This window comes from Pseudodesulfovibrio karagichevae (assembly GCF_041414475.1).
Taxonomy (GTDB): domain Bacteria; phylum Desulfobacterota; class Desulfovibrionia; order Desulfovibrionales; family Desulfovibrionaceae; genus Pseudodesulfovibrio; species Pseudodesulfovibrio karagichevae.
Genome location: NZ_JBGLYH010000006.1, coordinates 1 through 19,430, shown reverse-complemented (window position 1 = coordinate 19,430; position 19,430 = coordinate 1). Strand labels below are relative to the sequence as shown.

19 protein-coding genes are annotated in these 19,430 nt (G+C 65.0%); 2 read left to right on the top strand and 17 right to left on the bottom strand.

Going from position 1 to position 19,430, the window contains the following annotated elements; translation table 11 throughout:
- The first annotated feature begins 158 nt into the window (after positions 1–158).
- Together AB6M95_RS03690 and AB6M95_RS03685 are read left to right on the top strand one after the other, a co-directional pair.
- Complete coding sequence (locus tag AB6M95_RS03690) at positions 159–1,586, top strand: hypothetical protein (RefSeq protein ID WP_371385382.1); 1,428 nt, start codon at positions 159–161, stop codon at positions 1,584–1,586.
- Between the two features lie 397 nt (positions 1,587–1,983).
- Positions 1,984–3,873, top strand: a complete 1,890-nt coding sequence (locus tag AB6M95_RS03685) for an Nramp family divalent metal transporter (protein ID WP_371385381.1) — start codon at positions 1,984–1,986, stop codon at positions 3,871–3,873.
- A gap of 73 nt (positions 3,874–3,946) precedes the next feature.
- On the opposite strand, the gene AB6M95_RS03680 is transcribed toward AB6M95_RS03685, so the two are convergent.
- The 17 genes from AB6M95_RS03680 to AB6M95_RS03600 all read right to left on the bottom strand — a co-directional run bounded on the left by AB6M95_RS03680 (position 3,947) and on the right by AB6M95_RS03600 (position 18,980).
- Positions 3,947–4,204 carry a hypothetical protein gene (locus tag AB6M95_RS03680; RefSeq protein WP_371385380.1) on the bottom strand — a complete coding sequence of 86 codons (258 nt, stop codon included), beginning with the start codon at positions 4,202–4,204 and terminating at the stop codon, positions 3,947–3,949.
- 23 nt (positions 4,205–4,227) lie between these two features.
- Positions 4,228–4,698: a 23S rRNA (pseudouridine(1915)-N(3))-methyltransferase RlmH gene (locus AB6M95_RS03675; RefSeq protein ID WP_371385379.1), complete on the bottom strand. Its 471-nt coding sequence runs from the start codon at positions 4,696–4,698 to the stop codon at positions 4,228–4,230.
- Complete coding sequence (locus tag AB6M95_RS03670; protein ID WP_371385378.1) at positions 4,699–5,355, bottom strand: metallophosphoesterase family protein; 657 nt, start codon at positions 5,353–5,355, stop codon at positions 4,699–4,701.
- A 142-nt stretch (positions 5,356–5,497) separates the two neighbouring features.
- A complete protein-coding gene (locus AB6M95_RS03665) occupies positions 5,498–7,915 on the bottom strand; it encodes a Lon protease family protein (protein ID WP_371385377.1) in 2,418 nt (805 codons plus the stop codon).
- 257 nt (positions 7,916–8,172) lie between these two features.
- Positions 8,173–9,135, bottom strand: a complete 963-nt coding sequence (locus AB6M95_RS03660; protein ID WP_371385376.1) for a peptidoglycan-binding domain-containing protein — start codon at positions 9,133–9,135, stop codon at positions 8,173–8,175.
- Positions 9,136–9,267: 132 nt separating this feature from the next.
- Complete coding sequence (locus AB6M95_RS03655; RefSeq protein ID WP_371385375.1) at positions 9,268–10,476, bottom strand: peptidoglycan-binding domain-containing protein; 1,209 nt, start codon at positions 10,474–10,476, stop codon at positions 9,268–9,270.
- 46 nt (positions 10,477–10,522) lie between these two features.
- A complete protein-coding gene (locus AB6M95_RS03650) occupies positions 10,523–11,356 on the bottom strand; it encodes a hypothetical protein (RefSeq protein ID WP_371385374.1) in 834 nt (277 codons plus the stop codon).
- Between the two features lie 36 nt (positions 11,357–11,392).
- Positions 11,393–13,033, bottom strand: a complete 1,641-nt coding sequence (locus AB6M95_RS03645) for a TolB family protein (RefSeq protein ID WP_371385373.1) — start codon at positions 13,031–13,033, stop codon at positions 11,393–11,395.
- A 182-nt stretch (positions 13,034–13,215) separates the two neighbouring features.
- Positions 13,216–13,485, bottom strand: a complete 270-nt coding sequence (fliQ, locus tag AB6M95_RS03640; RefSeq protein WP_014323357.1) for a flagellar biosynthesis protein FliQ — start codon at positions 13,483–13,485, stop codon at positions 13,216–13,218.
- Between the two features lie 82 nt (positions 13,486–13,567).
- The gene (fliP, locus tag AB6M95_RS03635; protein ID WP_371385456.1) at positions 13,568–14,227 is read right to left on the bottom strand and encodes a flagellar type III secretion system pore protein FliP; all 660 of its coding nucleotides are present in this window, start codon (positions 14,225–14,227) and stop codon (positions 13,568–13,570) included.
- 94 nt (positions 14,228–14,321) lie between these two features.
- Positions 14,322–14,651 carry a flagellar biosynthetic protein FliO gene (gene fliO, locus AB6M95_RS03630; protein WP_371385372.1) on the bottom strand — a complete coding sequence of 110 codons (330 nt, stop codon included), beginning with the start codon at positions 14,649–14,651 and terminating at the stop codon, positions 14,322–14,324.
- Between the two features lie 43 nt (positions 14,652–14,694).
- A complete protein-coding gene (gene fliN, locus AB6M95_RS03625) occupies positions 14,695–15,252 on the bottom strand; it encodes a flagellar motor switch protein FliN (protein ID WP_371385371.1) in 558 nt (185 codons plus the stop codon).
- Positions 15,253–15,334: 82 nt separating this feature from the next.
- Positions 15,335–15,838, bottom strand: coding sequence for a flagellar basal body-associated FliL family protein (locus tag AB6M95_RS03620; RefSeq protein WP_371385370.1), 504 nt, complete (start codon positions 15,836–15,838; stop codon positions 15,335–15,337).
- Positions 15,839–15,916: 78 nt separating this feature from the next.
- Entirely contained in the window at positions 15,917–16,642 is a 726-nt protein-coding gene (locus AB6M95_RS03615) for an OmpA/MotB family protein (protein ID WP_371385369.1), read from the bottom strand.
- A gap of 3 nt (positions 16,643–16,645) precedes the next feature.
- A complete protein-coding gene (locus tag AB6M95_RS03610) occupies positions 16,646–17,467 on the bottom strand; it encodes an OmpA/MotB family protein (RefSeq protein ID WP_371385368.1) in 822 nt (273 codons plus the stop codon).
- A 24-nt stretch (positions 17,468–17,491) separates the two neighbouring features.
- Entirely contained in the window at positions 17,492–18,253 is a 762-nt protein-coding gene (locus AB6M95_RS03605) for a motility protein A (RefSeq protein ID WP_371385367.1), read from the bottom strand.
- 19 nt (positions 18,254–18,272) lie between these two features.
- Entirely contained in the window at positions 18,273–18,980 is a 708-nt protein-coding gene (locus AB6M95_RS03600) for a YggS family pyridoxal phosphate-dependent enzyme (protein WP_371385366.1), read from the bottom strand.
- Positions 18,981–19,430 lie beyond the last annotated feature (450 nt).

The window sequence follows — 19,430 nt, the reverse complement described above, 5'->3', positions numbered from 1 at the left end:
GCATCTGCATTCGAGGAGGACTTTTTCCCGATTGAGGAGGGAAATCGTCCCTGTGAGGTAACGCTTTAGCCAACGGGTTTGCCATGTATTCTCGTCTCACCGTGTTTCTTTTCGCCTGTCTCCTGTTCCTTCCTTCCTGCCAGCACAATATCGGCGACATGTTCGCTTCCAAAGCCGACGGCCCGGTGGATCTGCATTACGGACCCGGCACGGTGGACCTGCATACGGCCACCAATGTCATACTGGAAGTAAACGGGAAAAAGGGACAGGAGCTCCCGGTCCTCTCCTTCGACATCCATTATGTGATCAAGCGGAGCGGCTCGCGCCTGGCCTGGACCATGGTCCTGGACAACCGGAAGTCGCTGACCGCTTCCCCGAGGCCGGAACCCTTCTATTCCGTGTCCTTCACGACCGACGCCAAGGGCCGGAACATGGCCGACAAGGTCCGGCATGAGGTGCCCGGCAAGGACGATCAGGACCTGGGCGAGGCCGTATTGAGCGACATCGCGCTCCCCCTCGAAAAGGTCGCCGTGGGCGATCCGTCCATCCTGCTGTCTGCCAACATGTTGAAATCAAAGGACGTTGAGATTATCCTGCCGGAATCGTCTCCTGCCTATATCTATGACGGCGTGAAGGAGATCAACGGCAGGGAGTGCTACACGTTTTCCTACGAGAGCAAGGCGACCGTCAGGCAGAATGGTGAGGAATATCCCGGTTCCATGCGCATCTCCACCGTGTTCAGCAAGCAGATGCTCCCGGTAAGCGGCGCGAACGAATTGACCATGAACGGCCCCATGGAGAACATGGTCACGAAACTGGTCGGCTCCGCGCGGGAGATCACGGCGCAGGACAAGGCGGCGGCCGAGGAGAAGTCCATGAGCGATCTGCGCACCGCGTTGAAGCGCGCGCCCCTGCAGCAGGTCACCGAGCCCATGGCCTTCCGCTACGTTCCCGCCTCGGTCCGGCTCAAGGCCGAATCGACCTTGCTTGTCGGGAAAAAGGGCGAGACCGGGGTCAATCTTCCCTTCCTGGCGTACGTCATGCGGATCGACACCGCCGAGGAAGCGGAAAGGATGGCCTGGGACGTCGACGTGTCCGCACTGAAGCTGCTGGGCAAGCCGGTGAAGCTGAAGCACGCCCTCGGCTTTGCGTTCTCTACCGACGAACAGGGACGCGACATCCGGGATTTTCGGGACAATACGGACTTGAAAGTCCTGACCGTGGCCGACATTCAGAGCGATTTCATCATCCCCGAGGGAGCGTACAAGTCCGGGGATGTCTGCATGCCCGTGAAGATGAAGGGGAAGTCGGGGGGCACGCAGTATGATTTCCCCGAAGGCCAGGGATTCGTATTCGAGGGCGTGAAACAGGTCGGCTCCATGCGGGTGGGCGTGTTCAAGGCGGATATCGACCACTTCACGGCCAGGACTGTGAAGACGGGTGCGGTGCGGCACGGCAGCCTGTATATCGTCCGCTATTATGACCTCGCGACCATGATGCCCCTGTGGTACGACGGCAGGGTGGTCCTGGATATGGAGAACAGCACCCTGACGACCTTCGCCGGCATGACCCGGATCATGAACTGAACCGGGGTCCTCTTTTCGGTCTCCGGAGCATCCGTCTCCGGCAGGATCAAACGAAAGGAAATCCGCGAAGCCGACCTCGCCAGGCTGGCGAAGTAGGGCTTCCGGCGGCCGGGGGAGGGGAGGACGAACCTCTTTCCCCCGGCCTCTCCTTCCCCCCTTTTCCCGTCCATTCCGCCGCGCCGGGGCCGACGCCGCGCCCGCGCCTGTCCCGCGAAAAAACACCGCCGCCGGGGCGGGGCCTCCGCGCGATGTCCGCCGCGCCGAAACGGTTATGTTGTAAAATGGATGCGTTGTGCTATGGTCCTTCTCAGCGGGAGGGCGCGGCCGCGTTCCGCGCCGGGCCGGTCCGTCCCGCTTCCTTCCCCCCGAGCCTGAGCGAGACATGGAGCCGATTCGGATGAGTGACGTCGTGAGCAAGGAAAAATCCCTGGAAGAGGTCCACGGGTCCGTCCAGACCCGGCACCCCAAGTTGTGGAAACGCATCTTCGCCTTTGCCGGACCGGCATACCTGGTCAGCGTCGGGTACATGGACCCCGGCAACTGGGCCACGGACCTGGAGGGCGGCTCCCGGTTCGGCTACGCCCTGGTCTGGGTCATTCTGATGTCCAACATGATGGCCGTGCTGCTGCAGACCCTGTCCGCCCGACTCGGCATCGTCACCGGCAAGGACCTGGCCCAGGCCTGCCGGGCCGAATACTCCAAGGCCGCCTCCTTTGTCCTGTGGCTCTTCTGCGAGGTGGCCATCGCGGCCTGCGACCTGGCCGAACTGCTCGGAACCATCCTCGGCCTGAACCTGCTCTTCGGCCTGCCCCTGCTCTGGGGCGCGGCCGTGACCCTGTTCGACACCTTTCTGCTGCTGGCCATCCAGCGGCTGGGCATCCGCAAGATGGAGGCCTTCATCCTCTCGCTGATCACGGTCATCGCCGGGGGGTTCGTGGTCAACCTGTTCCTGGCCAGGCCGGACTGGGGCGCGGCGGCGGCCGGGCTTACGCCGTCCATCCCGGCGGGCTCGGTCTACATCATCCTGGGCATCATCGGGGCCACGGTCATGCCCCACAACCTGTACCTGCACTCCTCTCTGGTGCAGACGCGGCATGTCTCCCGGATGGTCGACGCCAAGGCCCAGGCCTGCCGCTTCAACCTCCTGGACTCGGCCATCGCCCTGAACGCGGCGTTTTTCGTCAACGCGGCCATATTGATCCTCGCGGCGGCGGTCTTCCACCGCCACGGCATCGTGGTCACCGAGATCAAGCAGGCGGACCTGATGCTCGCACAGCTGCTCGGCACGCAGGTGGCCCCCATCGCCTTCGGCCTGGCCCTGCTGGCCGCCGGGCAGAGCTCGACCCTGACCGGGACCCTGGCCGGGCAGATCGTCATGGAGGGGTTCGTCAAGATCCGGATGGCCCCCTACGTCCGGCGGCTCATCACCCGTTGCATCGCGCTGCTCCCGGCCGTGGTGGTCATCGCCCTCATGGGCGACAGGGGAACCTACAAGCTGCTCATCCTCAGCCAGGTCGTCCTCAGCCTGCAACTGCCCTTCGCCATCGTCCCGCTGGTCCATTTCACCAGCGATAAATTGAAGATGGGCTCGTTCGTCAACCGGCTGTGGGTCAAGGTCCTGGCCTGGGGCACGTCGGCCGTCATCATCGGACTGAACGGCAAGCTGGTGTATGACCAGATCGCCGAATGGGGCAGCGAGGGCATTTCGCCCGTGGTCACGGTGCTCATCGTCCTGGTGGCGGCCGCGACCGGGCTCTTCCTCGTCTACCTGCTGGTCATGCCGCTCATACGCGGCGACAAGAGCTGGGCCGAGGAGACGCCCGGCTCCGCGGGCGCGATCATCGAGAGGATCGAGACGAAGAGGACGCGGCACATCGTCGCGGCCCTGGGGCATGACTCGGGCGACGCCCCGATCATCAACCGGGCCCTTTCCTTCGCCAAGCAGGAGGGGGCCATGCTCACCCTGGTCCACGTGGTCGATACGGCCCTGGCCCACGTCTACGACAACAGCGTGGAAGGCGGGCAGAACGTCTACGACGAGCACACCCGCGAGGACGAGCAGTATCTGTCGGAGATCGTGGATGAGATCTGCCAGACCGGCGTGGCCGTGGAGATGGCGCTGCTGTTCGGCAATCCGTCGCGTGAACTGATCAGGTTCGCGGCCGCGCACAACGTGGACATGCTGGTCATGGGCTCACACGGCCACCGTCTGCTGGGCGACCTGCTCTGGGGCGAGACCGTGGAGCCGGTCCGGCACAAGGTCGACATACCGATCCTGGTCGTCTAGGCGCGAAAAAAGCGGACCCGCATGAGCGGGTCCGCTTTTTTTTGCAACGTGCGCTGCGGGGGCCGGGGGCGTCCTACTGTTTGGTTCCCTTTGCCTCGGCCTCGGCGGCCTCGGCTTCGGCCACGCCCTCCTCGGTGAGCAGGGTGGCGTAGGCGTCCTTGAAGATCAGCTTGGTGGCCAGTTCGTCGGCCTTTTCGCCCAGCTCCATGAGCCGTTCCAGGAAGTCGAGGATGAGCAGGCGGCGTTCCTCCTCGCCGTTTTCGAATTCGAACTTGCAGTCGCCGGAGTCGAAATAGTGGGCCACGCGTTCCAGGTAGTCGATGTCGAGCATGGTAAAGCCTCCGTCAGTGGTGCCTAGTCGTGATGATAGGGCATGTTTTTATGGATGGTCCCGGCGCGGTAGAGCTGCTCCAGGAGCAGGAGCCGGGCCAGTTCGTGGGGCAGGGTCATGTCGCTCAAACGGATGGTGTGGCGGGCGGCGGCCTTGACCTCGTCCGACAGGCCGAACGGCCCGCCGATGACGAAGACCGGACGCTGGTTGGGCGCGTCGGTCCAGGCCTTGAGTTTGTCGGCCAGCGTCCGGCTGGTCAGCCGTTCGCCGAACTCGTCCAGGAGGATGAGCACGTCGCCGGGTTTGACCTTCGAGAGAATGCGCTCGCCCTCGACCTTGTTCTTGTCCGTCGGGGGGAGCTTGCCAGGAGCGTCCTTGATGACCGTCTCCTCCAGCTGGAAGAAGCGCGACAGCTTTTTCCAGTACAGGGCGCAGCCGTCCCGGGAAAAGGACTCCTTGAGCTTGCCCACCCAGAGAAAACCGATCTTGCTCATCTAGACGCTCTCGAGGCTGGCGGTCACGGTCGCGCCGTCGAAGTCGATGCGCACGAACCCGCCGCCCGCGAGCATGCCGGGGTTGATGACCGGGGTGTCGCCGATGCGGTCGACACCGGCGGCCTCGTGGATGTGGCCGGTCACGGCCAGGGCGGGCTGGACCCGCTCCAGGAAGGCGCGTACGCCGGGGCTGCCCACGTGCTGGCCGTTGTCGAGCCGGTCCACCGCGGTGTCCAGCGGCGGCTCGTGGATGACGCAGATGAGCTGTTTGAACCCGTCGGCTCGGGCATGGGTTTGTTCCAGCCACCCGGCCAGGGTGGATTCCGGGACCTCGCCGGGCGTGCCGAACGGGGTGGGCGTGGACAGCCCCACGCCCATGAGCCCGAGGCCCGGGGCCAGTTCGCGCACGCGCAGGTGGATGTCCATGTCCTGTTCGCGGATGTAGGCGGTCACGCCGTCGGAGTCCATGTTGCCGGGCTGGGCCAGGATGCGCGGGTTGTACCGGGCCACGGCGTCGAGCACGCGCTTGCCCGCCTCGCGGCCGCCCCGGTTGGTCAGGTCCCCGGTAACGATGACCCCGTCGGCTTCGGCCAGTCCGGGTACGGACCCGAGCAGGCCGGTTGATTCGTGTATATCGCCGAAAGCTATCCAGTACATTGGCGGCTCCTTCGCAAAGATTGCCTGACCCTAACGGCGAGCCCGACCTGCGTCAACGCGCTGGCAAAGGAGTTTCAGGGCAATCGATTATTCCGGCGGAATATTGCCACCGGAATAATCGGGAGCGGCCGACCGTGCCGACCTACTTGGCGCAGCCCCCGGAAGTGGTCTTGAGGGCCAGCTCGGCCAGTTCGGCCAAGCGTTGGTCCACCTTGCGGTACAGGGTGCCGAGCGGGTACTGGCCGTTCTTGCCGCGCGTGCCGCACTTGAGCCCGGTCAGGATGAACAGGGCCTCCTCAATGGACGTGACCGGGAAGATGTGGAACTTGCCCTCGTCCACGGCCCGGACGATCTCGTCCTTGAGCATCAGGTTGACCACGTTGTCCGCGGGCAGGATGACGCCCTGGCGGCCGGTCAGCTTGCGCCTGCGGCAGACCTCGAAGAATCCCTCGATCTTGCGGTTGACGCCGCCCACGGCCATGACCGCGCCGCTCTGCGAGACCGCGCCCGTCATGGCGTAGGACAGGTTGATGGGCGTGTCGGACAGGGCCGACAGCAGGGAGGCCAGCTCCGCGCCCGAGGCCGAGTCGCCCTCGATGCCCGCGTAGGACTGTTCGAAGCACAGCGACCCGGTCAGCACGATGGGCTTGTTCTGGGCGAACAGGCGCACCAGGTAGGACTTGATGATCATCATGCCCTTGGTGTGGATGGGCCCGCCCAGCTGGGCCTCGCGCTCCAGGTCGAGGATGCCGCCGTGGCCAACGCCCACGGTGCAGGAAATCTGGTGCGGCAGGCCGAACTCGTAGTCTCCGAACAGGGTCACGGACAGCCCGTTGGCCCGGCCGATGCCGTATCCGTCGGTGTCCACCTTGATGACCTGGCGGTCGTAGTCGGCCATGAACTCCTCTTCATAGAGGTTCACGCGGTAGTCCTTGGCCCAGACCGCCTCGCTCATGGCCGTCTGGTCCACGGTCTCCTTCCCGGCCATGCGGGCCAGGGCCGAGGCCTCGATCATGCGCTCGCGGATGAGCGGGATGTACAGGGAGAGCCTCTTCTGGTCCTCCACCAGCCGGGAGGAGAAGTCGATGAGCCCGGCCATGGCCTCGCGGGTCAGGGGCAGGACCCCGGCCTCGCGCGCGGTCTGGCCGATGATCGAGACGTAGTTGCGGATGTTCGCCGCCGTGCGCATGGCCGCGTGCTGCAGGTGCGCCTTGAGCTTGAAATACTTGGCGAACCGGTCGTCGTTGTAGAGCAGGACCTCGTAGTGCTCGTCCGTGCCGATGAGGACCACCTTGAGGTCCAGGTCGATGGGCTCGGGCTGGATGGTCCGGGCGCGGACCTGTTCCGGGTCCACCGGGTCTTCGATGCGCGACTGGCCGGATCTGAGCGCCCGCAGCAGCCCTTCCCAGGAGCTCGGGTTGGACAACAGGTCCTCCACGTTGAGGATCAGGAACCCGCCGTTGGCCTGGTGCAGGGAGCCCGCCTTGATCAGGGTGAAGTCCGTGTACAGCGCGCCCATCTCGGCCTCGCGCTCAATGGAGCCGAGCAGGTTGAACGGCGTGGGGTGGTCCTCCACCACCACGGGCGCGCCCTTGGTCTTGCCGTTGTCCACGAACAGGTTGACCTCGAACCGGGTGAAGAAGTCCTCGCCGGTGGGCATGCCCTCGGGCAGCAGCCCGGCCAGGGAGCTGTCGCGCGGCATGAACAGGTCTACGTTGTCCACCACCTCGTCCACCACGGCCTCGAAATAGGCGGGCAGCCCCTCGATGTCCTTGAACTTGTCGGAGACCTGCGTGAAGCAGTCCTCCATGACCGTCTTGGCGGTCTCCCGCTGCAGCGCGCTCTCGGAATCGCGCATCTCCATCTCGTTCTGGTTGATCTGGCGCAGGATGGAGCTGACACCGGCCAGCAGTTCCTCGCCCTTGGCCTTGAGCTTTTTGCGATGGGCGGGCTTGAGCTTGTCGAAATCCTTGTCCGAGACCACCTCGCCGTCCACGATGGGCGACAGGGTCAACACGCCCTCGTCGTCCAGCGACAGGGAGAAGTTCTCCTTCTCGGCCGTGTCGTCCATCTCGTTGAACAGCTCCTCGCGCCTGGCGTTGAACTTCTTGACGATGCGCTCATGCTTCTTCTGGAAGGTGTCCTTTTCGAACCGGGCCGGAATCTCCTGGCGGATGTGGGTCATGGCCTTGCTCTGGGCCAGCTTGAACTTGCGGCCCCGCCCGGCGGGCAGGGACACGGCGATGGGCTTGTCGCTGTCCTCGAAATTGTACAGGTAGACCCAGTCCGCCGGGGGCGCGGCCTTGGCCGCCGCGGGCTTGAGGAACGACTTGACGAAATACGTGCGGCCCATGTTCGGCTCGCCCGCCACGTACAGGTTGTGCTCGTTGCCCTTGATCTCGAGCGCCAGGGACAGGGCGTGGATCGCCCTCGGCTGCAACTTGGAATAGACGTTTCGCGCCGGGACGTCGGCGCTGGTGGCGTAAGGGATGGTGGCCGGGTCCATGGCCGCCCGCAGCTTGGAGCCGGGCAGGCTGGAGGGGAGGGTCGTTTTGGTCATCGGTACTCGTTCAGGTTGATTTTGCGCGGCGATCACACCGTACACCGTTTCTAAGCCCTTTCCCCCCACTTGTCACCATCCGCGTGGCAGGGGGGGCCTCCGGCGGCCAGGGGGAAGGGGAGAGAGGGAATCCCATCCCCTCTCACCCTCCCAAATTTTTTGGGTGCCTTCGGCATGGGCGTGCGGGGGGCGGCGGGGGTGGCGGAAGAAAAGGGGCGGCTCCGGGGAGCCGCCCCTGTGGGTGCGCGATGCGTGGATCAGAGGCCGGTGCCCTGGAACAGGGCCTTTTGCAGCCCCATGGACCATTGGCCCTTGGGGAAGCCCTGGCCCACGGCGTAGTGGTCCAGAGCGCGCTTGGTCTGGGGGCCGAAGGTCTTGTCGATGGGGCCTTTGTAGATGCCCAGCGCCTTGAGGCGGTTCTGGATCAGCTCCACGTCTTCCGGGAAGACCGGGTTGAGGAAGGCCAGGCCACGCTCCAGCGGACCCTGGGCCGGGGCCGGAGAAGCGGCCGCCGGGGCAGGAGCCGGGGCATAAGTCTGAGCGGGAGCGGGTGCAGGAGCTGGCGCGGGTGCCGGAACATAGGTTTGCGCGGGAGCGGGCGCGCGGGCTGGAGCCGGGGCCGGTGCGGGTGCCGGAGCATAGGCCGGATTCCGGGCGGGAGCGGGTGCCGGGGCGGGGGCGTAGGCCGGGGCCGGTGCGCGGGCCGGGGACGGAGCCGGTGCGTAGCTGGCCGTCGCGGGGGCGGGCGCTGCGTCCCAGCGGGCGACCTGCACCCGTTTGCCCGTGCCGTCGCCGGGGGTGGAGTAGTAGCCGATGTAGAACCGTTCGGCGAAGTCGGCGGGCGACAAGCGGGTGGCGAACATGTGCACGGGCTGTCCCTGGAAGTTCATGTACCGCTCCTGGCTCCTGGCCTGGGCGTCCTCGGTCGCGCGGTTTGTCCGGCGGTCCGTGACGACCGCCTCGAACCTGGCGTCCGGCGGCAGCGTGCCGCGCAGGAAGCTCATGACCATGTAGCTGTCCGCCGGACCGCCTCCCCCGGACGGGCCGTGGGCGTTCCGCATGGCCAGTTCATGCAGGGCGTTCCAATCGGTGAAGACCTCGTAGGGCACGGTCTGGAAGGTCTCCATGGGCACGAGGTAGACCTCCACCTGGGCCGCGTGCGCGGACACGGTCCAGGTGAGGAGCAGGGAAAGGATGAAAACGATGGATTTGGTGCGCATCATGCCGTCCTTGTCGGGAAGTTGGTGTCATGCGACGTGGCCGTTACCTCGACGCCGCCCTTGCCGTCCCCGCCGCCGGAGGGAGGGGCGGCGGGGGGCGGCGGGCGGTGGCAGGGGCCCGTGGCGGCCCGGCTATCGGCCGGTGCCCTGGAACAGGGCCTTTTGCACGCCCAGGCTCCACTGGCCCGTGGGCAGGCCGTGCTGCTGGTTGAAGGTGTCGAGCGCCTTGCGGGTCAGGGGACCGAAGTCGCGGTCGATCTTGTAGTTGTACAGGCCGAGCTCATGCAGCCGGATCTGGATGATCTCCACGTCCTCCGGGAAGACCGGGTTGAGGAACCGCGCGCCCGAGGCCAGGGGGCCTTCGGCCGATGCGGCCGGAGCGTATCCGGTCGCGGGGGCCGCCTGGGCCGCCGGTGCCGGGGCGTAGGGCTTCTTCAGGTTCAGGAACTCGCCGACCACGACCTCGGGCAGGTAGGACTCGGCCTCCTGCTTGTAGGTCACGCCCACGTAGAACTTGTAGCGCGAGGAGCCGGGGGCGAACTTGCCGCCCGCCACCAGGATGCGCCAGCCCGAGTCGTTGATGGAGATGCCCTGGCCGAGCTTCTTGCCCGCGCCGTAAGGCCGGTCGGTGATGGTCATGGCCAGGGAGGCTTCCTGGTAGATGCGGTCCTTGCAGAAGGTCAGGATGTAGTATTCGCCGGTCAGTCCGACCTTGCTCCCGCCCTCGCCATAGGTCATGGGCTCGGCGTTCTCGATGGCGAAGAGGTAGTAGTCCATGTAGCTGGTCAGGCCTGAGGCCGCCTCCTTGAAGACCTTCTCCGGGATGAAGTAGGTCTCCACCCTGGGGAAGTCCGGCGGAATGCCCGCGACCACGGATTTGGTGATGTTGATGTTGTTCCGGGTGACCACGTACTGAGTGCAGAAGTAGACGCCGGCGCGGCGGTTGATCACGTCCTTGAACAGGATCACGCCTTCGAGCATGGCCTGACCCCTGTCCGGGCCGAGCTCGGCGGTGATGTAGCCGGTCACGGCCACGTTCTTGACGTCGAAGCCGTCGTAGTTGAAGTCGAGCTCGCCCACGGAGTGCTGGCCGTTGGGGTCCAGCGTGACGTTGGCCACGCTGATGCGGCCGCCGCGCAGCCGTTCGATGAGGGCGGCGGTGACGAGCTTGATGTCGTCGAGTTTCTGTGCGGGCGCGGCCGGGATGACCTGGGGCGCGGGCACTTCCCTGGGCGGCGGCGGGTTCAGGGCGGCGGACTGCGGCGTGGGCATGTTGCATCCGGCCACGGTCAGGACCAGGGCGCACAGCAGCGCGAGTTGGTAAAAGGCGTAGTTACGCATGGGTGTGTATCCCCTTTCGTTGCTGGTTCGGTGTCAGTCCTTCAGCCTAGAGCTGCGGGGTGCCGCCCGCGATCGGCGAGGCCGGTGCGGAAGACATGGGATCGTACGCCGGGTCCGGCACGTAGCTGGGCTGCTGGGCCACGTTCGGCGCGCCGAGGTAGTCGGCCAGCGCCTCCATGCTCTTGCCCAGCTGGCCCTCGACCTCGCCCTCGATCTCCTTCTTCAGGCCGTAGCGGGCCATGGCCTTGGCCGCGATGGCCATGGCCTTGGTCCGGACCTGGCTGTTCACGGTGTTGCGGGCGACGTTGATCCCGGCCTTGGCCGTATTGAAGGCCTGATCCGCGTTCAGGGGGGAAAACTTGCTCATTATGACGGACGAGGTGGCGCTGATGACCACGCCCTTGACGATACCCTTGGTCCCCAGGCCGTCGCGGTAGGCGTTGGCCCCGCCCCGGGCCGCGCTCAGGGTGGCCGAGGTGACCCAGCCCACGCCGGGCACGAAGGACAGGCCCGTCTGCGAGAGCTCGCCCATCTTGTCGAGTATCTCCAGGGTCTTGACGCAGGCGTCGAGCATGGCCGCCTCGTTGTTGGCGGCCGTGGAGTTCTTTTCCAGGAAGACCTGGCGGATGGTCAACAGGTCGCGTCTGCTGATGGTCGAGCCGGTGAACGCCTCGACCAGCGTATTCTGCTGCGAAGGCGAGGTGCTCTGGAAGATGGAGCTCAATTCGTCCGGAGTCCAGGGCTCGATGTTGGAGGGGGCGCCACCGCCGACGTCGCCGCCACCGCCGCCATAGGCCCATACCAGGGCCGGGGTCAGCAGCAGGCCCAGGGCGAGCGCCCAGGCCGTCATTGTCCGCAGTCCTCTAAGTTCGCATACCATGTCGCTCTCCTTGAATAAAAAGATGTAATGAGTCCCCTACCTGCCGTCTGTGGCCATGGACTTGCCGAGGGCCCCTTGCGGGTCCGCGAGCTCCATGGACTTTTGTCTGAATTTGGCGTGGTCCGGGACGAATTCCGGGACCATGGCCGCCAGCTCCTCGTGGCTGAAGCGGAAAAGCCGCAGCGGCGGGCTGGACCGCCCGTCGTCGTCGATGTAGGTCAGGAAAATTTCGGTGAAGGGCGAGTTCCCCTTGGAGGCGAAGGCCAGCCACCGGGAGTTGGGCGACCAAGTGTGCCAGGAATTCATCAGCCCGGTGTTGGCCTTGAGCACGTGCGCCTTGCCGCCCCCGGCAGGGACGATGGCGATCTTCGAGTCCGGCTGGAGGACCAGGCCGGTGGCGCACTGGGTGAAGGCCAGCCAGCGGCCGTCGGGCGAATACTTGGGGAAGAAGTTGCTCAGGCCGTTGTCGGAGGCCCCCCTGATCGGCTCGGGCGTGCCGCCTTCGCCGTTGTTGAAGGGCACGGACCAGAGGTCGAACTGCACGGGATATTTGGCGTTGACCGCGTGGATGTCCTGGTGCGGGTCCTCCTTGCGCAGTTCGCCCGCGACGATGCGGGCCACCAGGGCCGTTTCCACGTCGGCCCGGGCAAAGGCCAGCCGGGTCCCGTCCGGGGTGAAGGACGGGTTGGTCTGGATGCGCCTGACGTCGTCTGCGCCGGGCAGGGGCGCGACCTTGCCGGTCCTGGCGTCGTAGATCGCGATCTGGCCCGTGGCCGGGTAGAACATCTGCGAGAAAGAGAGATCGTCGAGCATGATGAAGGCGGAGGTCTCGCCCACCGTGGAGGCGGCATAGCGCCCGTCCGGGGAGAGGCTGGTGAACAGCCCCATGTTGTAGGTGGCGGGTTTGGGCGGGACGTAGTCGTTCCAGGAGACCACGGCGCGGTCGTCCACCTTGACCTGCTCGGCCACGGTCACCAGGGCGTAGCCGCCCTTGTCCCCCTTGTAGTCCATGTCCATGCCGTAGGTGGACCCGTCCAGGGAATAGGCGTGGCAGTTGAAGCAGATGGGCACGTCCTGCATGACGATGCGCGGCCCGCCGTATTCCGCGAGGTCGCCGACCACCACCTGGCTGTCGTTGGGGTTCTGCTGCGCCGTGCGGAAGGGCAGCCGTTTGCGCAGGAAGGAGATGCGCGCAGCCACGGGGTCGCCGCACACGGCCAGCGTGGTCCGCCCGGTGGAGACCAGCCGTCCGTCGGGGCCCACGCCGGAGACGACCGCCTCGATGGTCCGCTCGCCCGCGTCCGCGCGGATGCGCTCCCACAGGGCGCGCTCCGGGACCCAGTACGGGGTGTTCAGCAGTCCCTTGCAGACCGGTTCGCCGTCCACGCTCAGGGTGACGAGCCAGGACCTGGCCGAGGGGTCCCGCCAGCGGAAGAGGGGCGAGGCCGCGTCCACCGGGACGAGCGCGCCGTCGGCCGGTTCCAGGACCTCGACCGGGGCTTGGGACGCCGTCGGGGTCAGCCCTTCGATGGCGGCGGCCAGGGTCGCGCCCTGCGGCAGGGAGAGATCGGCGGAGCGGAAGAGCGGGCAAGCCGCCGCGTCGGCGGGCGCCAGGGCGGCGAGGCAGAACAGGAGGAGATGGAGGACCAGTCCGGTGCGGAAGCGGAGGGGCGGCATTCTTTCTCCTGCCTGTATCAATGGTTATTTGAACATAGAATACTGTATACAACGCTAATACGCTGGGCGAATTTTGGCAAGGAATATGCGGATACCCGATACCTGTTCCGGTATGGGAAACGGAGCCCGGGAGGGAGCTGGGAACGGATGCGGCCGGGGCTTGGAACGGCCCGGCCCGGGGCCTATCGGATGTAGTTGGGCAGGTTGAGGAAGAGGTTGGTGGTATAGGCCGTCATCTTGTCCATGATCCATGGGAAGGCCAGGAGCAGGGCCAGGAAGATGGCGATGATCTTGGGCACCATGGTCAGGGTCATCTCCTGGATCTGGGTGGCGGCCTGGATGATGGAGATGAAGATGCCCACGATCATGCCGATGCCGAGCATGGGCAGGGAGATGATCAAGGTCATCTCGATGGCCTGTCTGGCAAAACCGACGACGAATTCCGGTGTCATGTCAGGCCCTCCTTGCCGGGGCGGTTGAGGTTTCGGGCAGGCCGCCGGGCGGACCACCCCCCGGGCAACACGGCGCGCCTGGTCACTGAAAGGTGTTGACCAGGGAGCCCACCAACAGGTTCCAGCCGTCGATCAGGATGAACAGGAGAATCTTGAACGGCAGCGAGATCATGACCGGCGGCAGCATCATCATGCCCATGGCCAGCAGGATGGAGGCCACAACCATGTCCAGGATGAGGAACGGGATGTAGATCAGGAAGCCTATGGTGAAGCCGGTCTTCAGCTCCGAGATGGTATAGGCGGCCACCAGCATGATGGTCGGCACCTGCTCCTTGTTCTCGGGCCTCGGCTCCTTGGTGATGGAATAGAAGATGGACAGGTCCTTCTCGCGGGTGTGCTTGAACATGAACTGGCGCAGGGGGACCTGGGCCCGGTCCAGGGCCTCGGTGAAATTGATGGTCTCGTTCATGTACGGCTGGAGCGCGGTCTCGTTTATGGCCTTGCCCACTGGGTACATGATCACCATGGTCATGAAGATGGCCAGGGCGGACAGGATCTGGTTGGGCGGCATCTGCTGGGTGCCCATGGCCTGCCGGATGAAGTGGAAGACGATGATGATCCGGGTGAAGGAGGTCATGGTCAGCATGATGGCCGGGGCCAGGGACAGGACGGTCAGCAGGAAGAGGATCTCGAGCAGGGTCGAGACCTCCTGCGGGTCGGCCTGACCTGCGGCCAGCTCCATGGTCAGCTTGGGAATGACCGGGGCCTGGGCCCAGGCCAGGGCCGGGAGCAGGGCGGCGGCCAGCACTGTCAGCAGGACGATGATGCGTCTGCGGCTAGTCACGGCCCGCGCTCCTCTTGAGCACCGAGGCGAAGGACCGGCGCTCGGCGGGAGCCGCTTCCGGGGCGGCCTCCTCCTCGGCGAGCAGGGTCACGTTGTGCTCGGTCACGCCGAGCAGCAGGTCCTTGTCGCGGTAGCGGACCACGGCCACGGACTGGCGGTTGCCGAGCATGAGGCGGTTGACCAGCCTGGGGCCGTTCGGCCCGGAAGAGGTCAGCGCGCCGGGCACGCCGAACCGCTTGAGCAGCCAGTAGGCCAGAAAAATGACGCCGAGCAGCAGGAACAGGTATCCGGCGGTGGTCAGGATGGTGGTTCCCGAATCCACGGCCGGAAGCTGCATGGGAGCGGCGGCGCCGACTTGAGCCGGGCTAGCCAAGCTGCTTCACCCGCTCGATGGGGCTGATGATGTCCGTCAGACGGATGCCGAACTTCTCGTTGATGACCACGGCCTCGCCGCGCGCCACCAGCTTGCCGTTAACGTAGATCTCCAGCGGTTCGCCGGCCAGCTTGTTCAGCTCGACCACCGAGCCCTGGCCCAGTTGCAGCAGTTCGTTGATCAAAAGCTTGGTGCGGCCGAGCTCTGCCGAGACCTCCAGCGGGATGTCCAGGATGAAGTCCAGGTCGCGCTTGCCCGAGGAACTGCCGGCCTTGGCGTCCGGGCCCATGTCGGGCAGGTCGTAGTCGTGGGTCTGGGTGGACAGGAAGGCCTGTTCTTTCTCGTGCCGGACCTCGTCCTGTTCGGTCTCGGCCAGGGCGGCGGCCCACTCGTCGGCCAGGGTCTCGTCGTCGTTGCCCACATCGGCGCTGCCCGCCTCGGAGGGGTCGGTCACGTTCTCCAGGTTCCCCAGCGGATCGTCGTCCGTGTCGCCGCTCTCCAACAGGGCGTCGGCCCATTCCTGTGCGAGTTTATCCTGATCGTCAGCCATGTCGCTCACCTCGGTAAATCGTTATTCGCAGTCGGGCCGTCAAAAAACAGGACGGTCCGCAACGGAACTAGCAAGAAGCGTGCTACTGGATGACCATTTCCGTGATGTAGACCCGAAGGACCCCGCCGTTGCCGAGGATCTGGTTCAGGCGGTCCGCGATCTCCTGCTTGAGCTCCACCTTGTCCTGCATGGTGGAAAGGCCCTCGTAGGTCTTGCTCGAAAGCAGCAGGAGCAGGGTGTCCTTGATCTTGGCCTCGTACTTGGTCAGGGCGGCCTGGGCGTCGGCGTCACGCACCTCCACCTCCACCCCGAGCTTGAGGTACCGGCGGCCCAGGGGGTCGGCCAGATTGACCAGGAACGTGGGCAGGGGCACTATCAGGCCCTCCTTCTGCTCGGCGGGTTTGCCGGGATCGCCCGCGGCGTCCTGTTGCGCGGCCGGGTCCTCGGGGGACGGCGCGAAAAACATCTTGTAGCCGAACCAGCCGCCCACGCCCAGCGCCGCCAGCAGGACGACGATGATGATCCACTTGAGCAGGCCGCCCTTTTTCTTTTTCCCTTCTTCCGGGGTCAGTGCTTCTTGAGCCATGGCAGTTCCTTTTCCAGCTGGTTGTTGTCAATTCCTTATCGTCAATCGCCCCATTTTTCCAGACTAACTTTAGACTCGTCAGTAGCCGCCGATGGGCCGGGCGGTCTTGAGCAATATCTCCACCCGCCGGTTTTTCGGCGACTCCGCCACGGGCCTGCCCAGCTCGTTGATCACCGGGAAGGCGTTACCGTAGGCGGACAGGGAGAAACGCGAATTGGGCACGCCTTTGTCCACCAGGAAGGCCAGCACGGTCAGGGCCCGGGCCCCGGACAGTTCCAGCGGGGTCTGCGTGGCGTCCGACCGGTCGGTGTATCCGGCCACGTTGATGGGCGCGTCGGTCTGGGTCATCATCGGCACCAGGCGGCCGATGAGGTACTGGCCCTTGTCGGACAGCTCGGCCCCGCCCGGCGCGAAAAGTATCTGGTCGGTGAAGACCAGGGCCACGCCGTCCTGCTTGGCCAGGACGTCGAGGTTGTCGTTCAGGTCGGACTTGCTGATCTCGTCGGGCAGGGTGTCGTCCGGGAAGAGCAGGTCCTTGATGCGCTGCTGCTTGTCCAGGACCTCCCACGGCTTCTCCATGAGTTCGACAATCATGTGCTCCTTGACGTTGACCCGGCCCGAGCCGCGCTTGTCGAGCAGGCCGAGGTCCGCCGTGGTCAGCGTGACCTTGGTCAGGATGGAGTTGTCCATGGAGGCCATGGTCAGCAGCAGGACGAAAAAGGTCAGCAGCAGGGTCATCAGGTCCGAGAACGTGACCAGCCACAGGGCCATGGGCGGGCAGGGCGCTTCCTTCTTCTTGGCCATGGCTTATTGCAGTTCCTTGGGCGTGGACACGTCGAACTCGAAGCCGTCCACGCTCATGCTGTCCTTGCGCTCGGGCGCGGCCGGGATGGCCTCGACGATGCGATCCCCCAGGCGGCTGGAGCGCTTGTCCAGAACGATGTCCACCCGCCGGTTGCGGGCGCGGTTCTCCGGGGTGTCCGGCGGATAGTGCGGCCGGTATCTGCCGAAGGCCTCCACCCGGAGCATGTCCGGGCTCATGCCGTTGTCGAGCAGATAGCGGTAGATGGTCAGGGTCCGGTTGAGCGACAACTTCCAGGAGAGGTCGGGGGTTTGCTCGTTGTCGCCGGGCTGGTAGTCGAGCCCGAGCTCGTCGCGCATGTCCGAGGTATGCCCGGCCAGGAGCAGGGGGTACTTGACCTGCTCAAGCAGGGGCAGGAAGCCGTCCAGGGTGGCCCGTCCCTCGGCGCTCAGGGTGTAGCCGTCGGGGCCGAACAGCAGGCTGGCGTTGATGGACAGGATCTGGACAAAGCGGCTGGAGGAAAAGTTGATGTCCTTGTTGACATCCTCCCATTTCAGGGACTGGAGCGGCTCCAGGTCGCCGGTGTCGACGGGGCCGGGCTCCACGGTCCGCTTGGTGTCCTTTTTGGAGTAGACGTCGTAGCCCTGCTGGTTGAAACCGAAGGTGCCGATGATCGAGCCGAGCGCCACCAGCTTGCGCCGCTGGTCGATGGTGGCCATGGACACGAGCAGGATGAAGAAGGTCAGCATCAGCGTCATGCAGTCCGCGAACGTGACCATCCACAGGGGCATCTCCTCGCATACCTGCTTCAGTTTCTTCTTGGCCATGGCGCGCCCCTTCGTTTGCGCGGGTTAGTCGGAAACGATCCGGTCCTTGGGCGGGAGGTAGCTGTTCAGCTTCTCCTCGATGATGCGCGGGTTCTCGCCCTTGGAAATGGACAAAATGCCCTCCATGATCATCTCGCGCAAAAGGATTTCCTCCTTGCTGCGCGCCTTGAGCTTGCCCGCCATGGGCATGAGCACGAGGTTGGCGATGATCGCTCCGTACAGGGTGGTCAGCAGGGCCACGGCCATGGCCGGGCCGATGGACGACGGGTCGCTCATGGTCTGGAGCATCTGCACCAGGCCGATGACCGTGCCGATCATGCCCATGGCCGGGGCCAGGGTGCCCAGGGCGGAGACCACGTCCGCGCCGGTGGCGTGGCGTTCGGCCAGATAGGATATCTCCGTCTCCAGAATTTCCTGGATGGTCTGGGGCTCCAGGCCGTCCACGGTCAGTTGCAGCCCCTTGCGCATGTAGTCGTCGTCGATCTCCTTGATGAGCGGTTCGAGCGACAGGATGCCCTCGCGGCGGGCGCGGTTGGCGTAGTCCTTGAAACGGTCGATGATCTCGGCCGGGGAATCCAGGCTGGAGAAAAAGGTGTTCTTGATGACCCCGATGACGCCGATGATGTAGCCCATGGGGTAGTTGACCAGCCCGGCCCCGATGGTGCCGCCCACCACGATGAGCAGGGAGGGCACGGACACGAAGATGATCAGGCTGGAGCCGGTCATGATCGCCGACAGGACCAGTCCGAACGAAAGGACGATGCCGATTATGGTACCCAGATCCATGCTGTCTCCGCTGTTGTTCTCAGTCGCGCGGCGGCCGCGCCCCGAAAATCCGTGTGCCGATGCGCACCAGGGTCGCCCCCTCCTGCACGGCCGGGATGAAATCCCCGGTCATGCCCATGGACAGGTGCGGCAACCCCACGCCCAGGCGCGTTTCCAGTTCGTCGCGCAGCTCCCGGAGCCGCGCGAACACCGGCCGGGCGCGCTCGGGATCGTCGAAAAACGGCGGCAACGTCATCAATCCGACGAACCGCAGCCCCTCCATGCCCAGGACCGCCTCGGCCAGTTCCGGCAGGTGTTCCACCATGATTCCGGACTTTTGCGTTTCCCCCGCAATGTTCACCTGAATCAGGATGTCCTGGACGGCATCCAGGCTCACCGCCTTTTTATGCAATGCCTGCGCCAGCTTGGAGGAATCCACGCTGTGCACCAGGGCGAACTTCCCGGCCACGTACTTGGCCTTGTTGGACTGCAGGCCGCCGATGAAATGCCAGTTCACGTTCAGTCCGGCCAGGTCCCGCTGCTTGTCCAGGGCCTCCTGCACGTAGTTCTCGCCGAACTCGGTCTGGCCGGTCGCGGCCAGGTCCCGGATGTCCGAGGCCGGGTGCAGTTTGGAGACCGCCACCAGGGTCACGTCTTCGGGCGCGCGGCCCGCCTGCTTCGCGGCCTCGGCCAGGGCCTCCCTGACCCCGGCCGCCCGCTCGGCCAATTCCTGTTGTCTCTGACTCATGCTCTATCCATATGCCGGAGCCGGGCCGCCGGCCCGTGAAATCCGGCCCTTAGGTCCCAATGGCTCTTATCGGTCCGATTTTCAATTAGTTTAATGAATTAATGATGATTTTTCGCATCCAATCAACGCATAACCGCTTATACCACGACTATGCGCACCCTAACCACCCGAAATTTTACCGGAACTGTAACCGATTGGAATTCGCCAATATTGCCGGAAAGTTAAGTCTAGATTTTCTCTAGCAACGGCCCCTCCCGAAAATGACCGTTCACTGCCCGAAACACCGCCCCTCAATCTCCTTTCGCCGTCAAGTCGCGCCGGGCTTCTCCTTTAATCAACGGGCACACCGCCGCATCCGCATCACCCGCGAAGCGGCACCAAAAAGTTTGGGAAAAAGAGGGGATGGGGGTCCGGGGGAAGGGGAGGAAAGAACCCTTTTCAAAGGGTTTT

Coding starts and splice junctions, on each gene's coding strand:
- AB6M95_RS03675 (WP_371385379.1), bottom strand. CDS start 4,698: ATGAGCAAGATCGGTTTTCTCTGGGTGGGCAAGCTCAAGGAGTCCTTT.
- AB6M95_RS03665 (WP_371385377.1), bottom strand. CDS start 7,915: ATGACCAAAACGACCCTCCCCTCCAGCCTGCCCGGCTCCAAGCTGCGG.
- AB6M95_RS03610 (WP_371385368.1), bottom strand. CDS start 17,467: ATGGCCAAGAAGAAACTGAAGCAGGTATGCGAGGAGATGCCCCTGTGG.
- AB6M95_RS03620 (WP_371385370.1), bottom strand. CDS start 15,838: ATGGCTCAAGAAGCACTGACCCCGGAAGAAGGGAAAAAGAAAAAGGGC.
- AB6M95_RS03615 (WP_371385369.1), bottom strand. CDS start 16,642: ATGGCCAAGAAGAAGGAAGCGCCCTGCCCGCCCATGGCCCTGTGGCTG.
- AB6M95_RS03685 (WP_371385381.1), top strand. CDS start 1,984: ATGAGTGACGTCGTGAGCAAGGAAAAATCCCTGGAAGAGGTCCACGGG.
- fliP (WP_371385456.1), bottom strand. CDS start 14,227: ATGGAGCTGGCCGCAGGTCAGGCCGACCCGCAGGAGGTCTCGACCCTG.
- AB6M95_RS03670 (WP_371385378.1), bottom strand. CDS start 5,355: ATGTACTGGATAGCTTTCGGCGATATACACGAATCAACCGGCCTGCTC.
- AB6M95_RS03605 (WP_371385367.1), bottom strand. CDS start 18,253: ATGGATCTGGGTACCATAATCGGCATCGTCCTTTCGTTCGGACTGGTC.
- AB6M95_RS03655 (WP_371385375.1), bottom strand. CDS start 10,476: ATGCGTAACTACGCCTTTTACCAACTCGCGCTGCTGTGCGCCCTGGTC.
- AB6M95_RS03690 (WP_371385382.1), top strand. CDS start 159: ATGTTCGCTTCCAAAGCCGACGGCCCGGTGGATCTGCATTACGGACCC.
- AB6M95_RS03650 (WP_371385374.1), bottom strand. CDS start 11,356: ATGGTATGCGAACTTAGAGGACTGCGGACAATGACGGCCTGGGCGCTC.
- AB6M95_RS03680 (WP_371385380.1), bottom strand. CDS start 4,204: ATGCTCGACATCGACTACCTGGAACGCGTGGCCCACTATTTCGACTCC.
- fliN (WP_371385371.1), bottom strand. CDS start 15,252: ATGGCTGACGATCAGGATAAACTCGCACAGGAATGGGCCGACGCCCTG.
- AB6M95_RS03645 (WP_371385373.1), bottom strand. CDS start 13,033: ATGCCGCCCCTCCGCTTCCGCACCGGACTGGTCCTCCATCTCCTCCTG.
- AB6M95_RS03660 (WP_371385376.1), bottom strand. CDS start 9,135: ATGCGCACCAAATCCATCGTTTTCATCCTTTCCCTGCTCCTCACCTGG.
- fliQ (WP_014323357.1), bottom strand. CDS start 13,485: ATGACACCGGAATTCGTCGTCGGTTTTGCCAGACAGGCCATCGAGATG.
- AB6M95_RS03600 (WP_371385366.1), bottom strand. CDS start 18,980: ATGAGTCAGAGACAACAGGAATTGGCCGAGCGGGCGGCCGGGGTCAGG.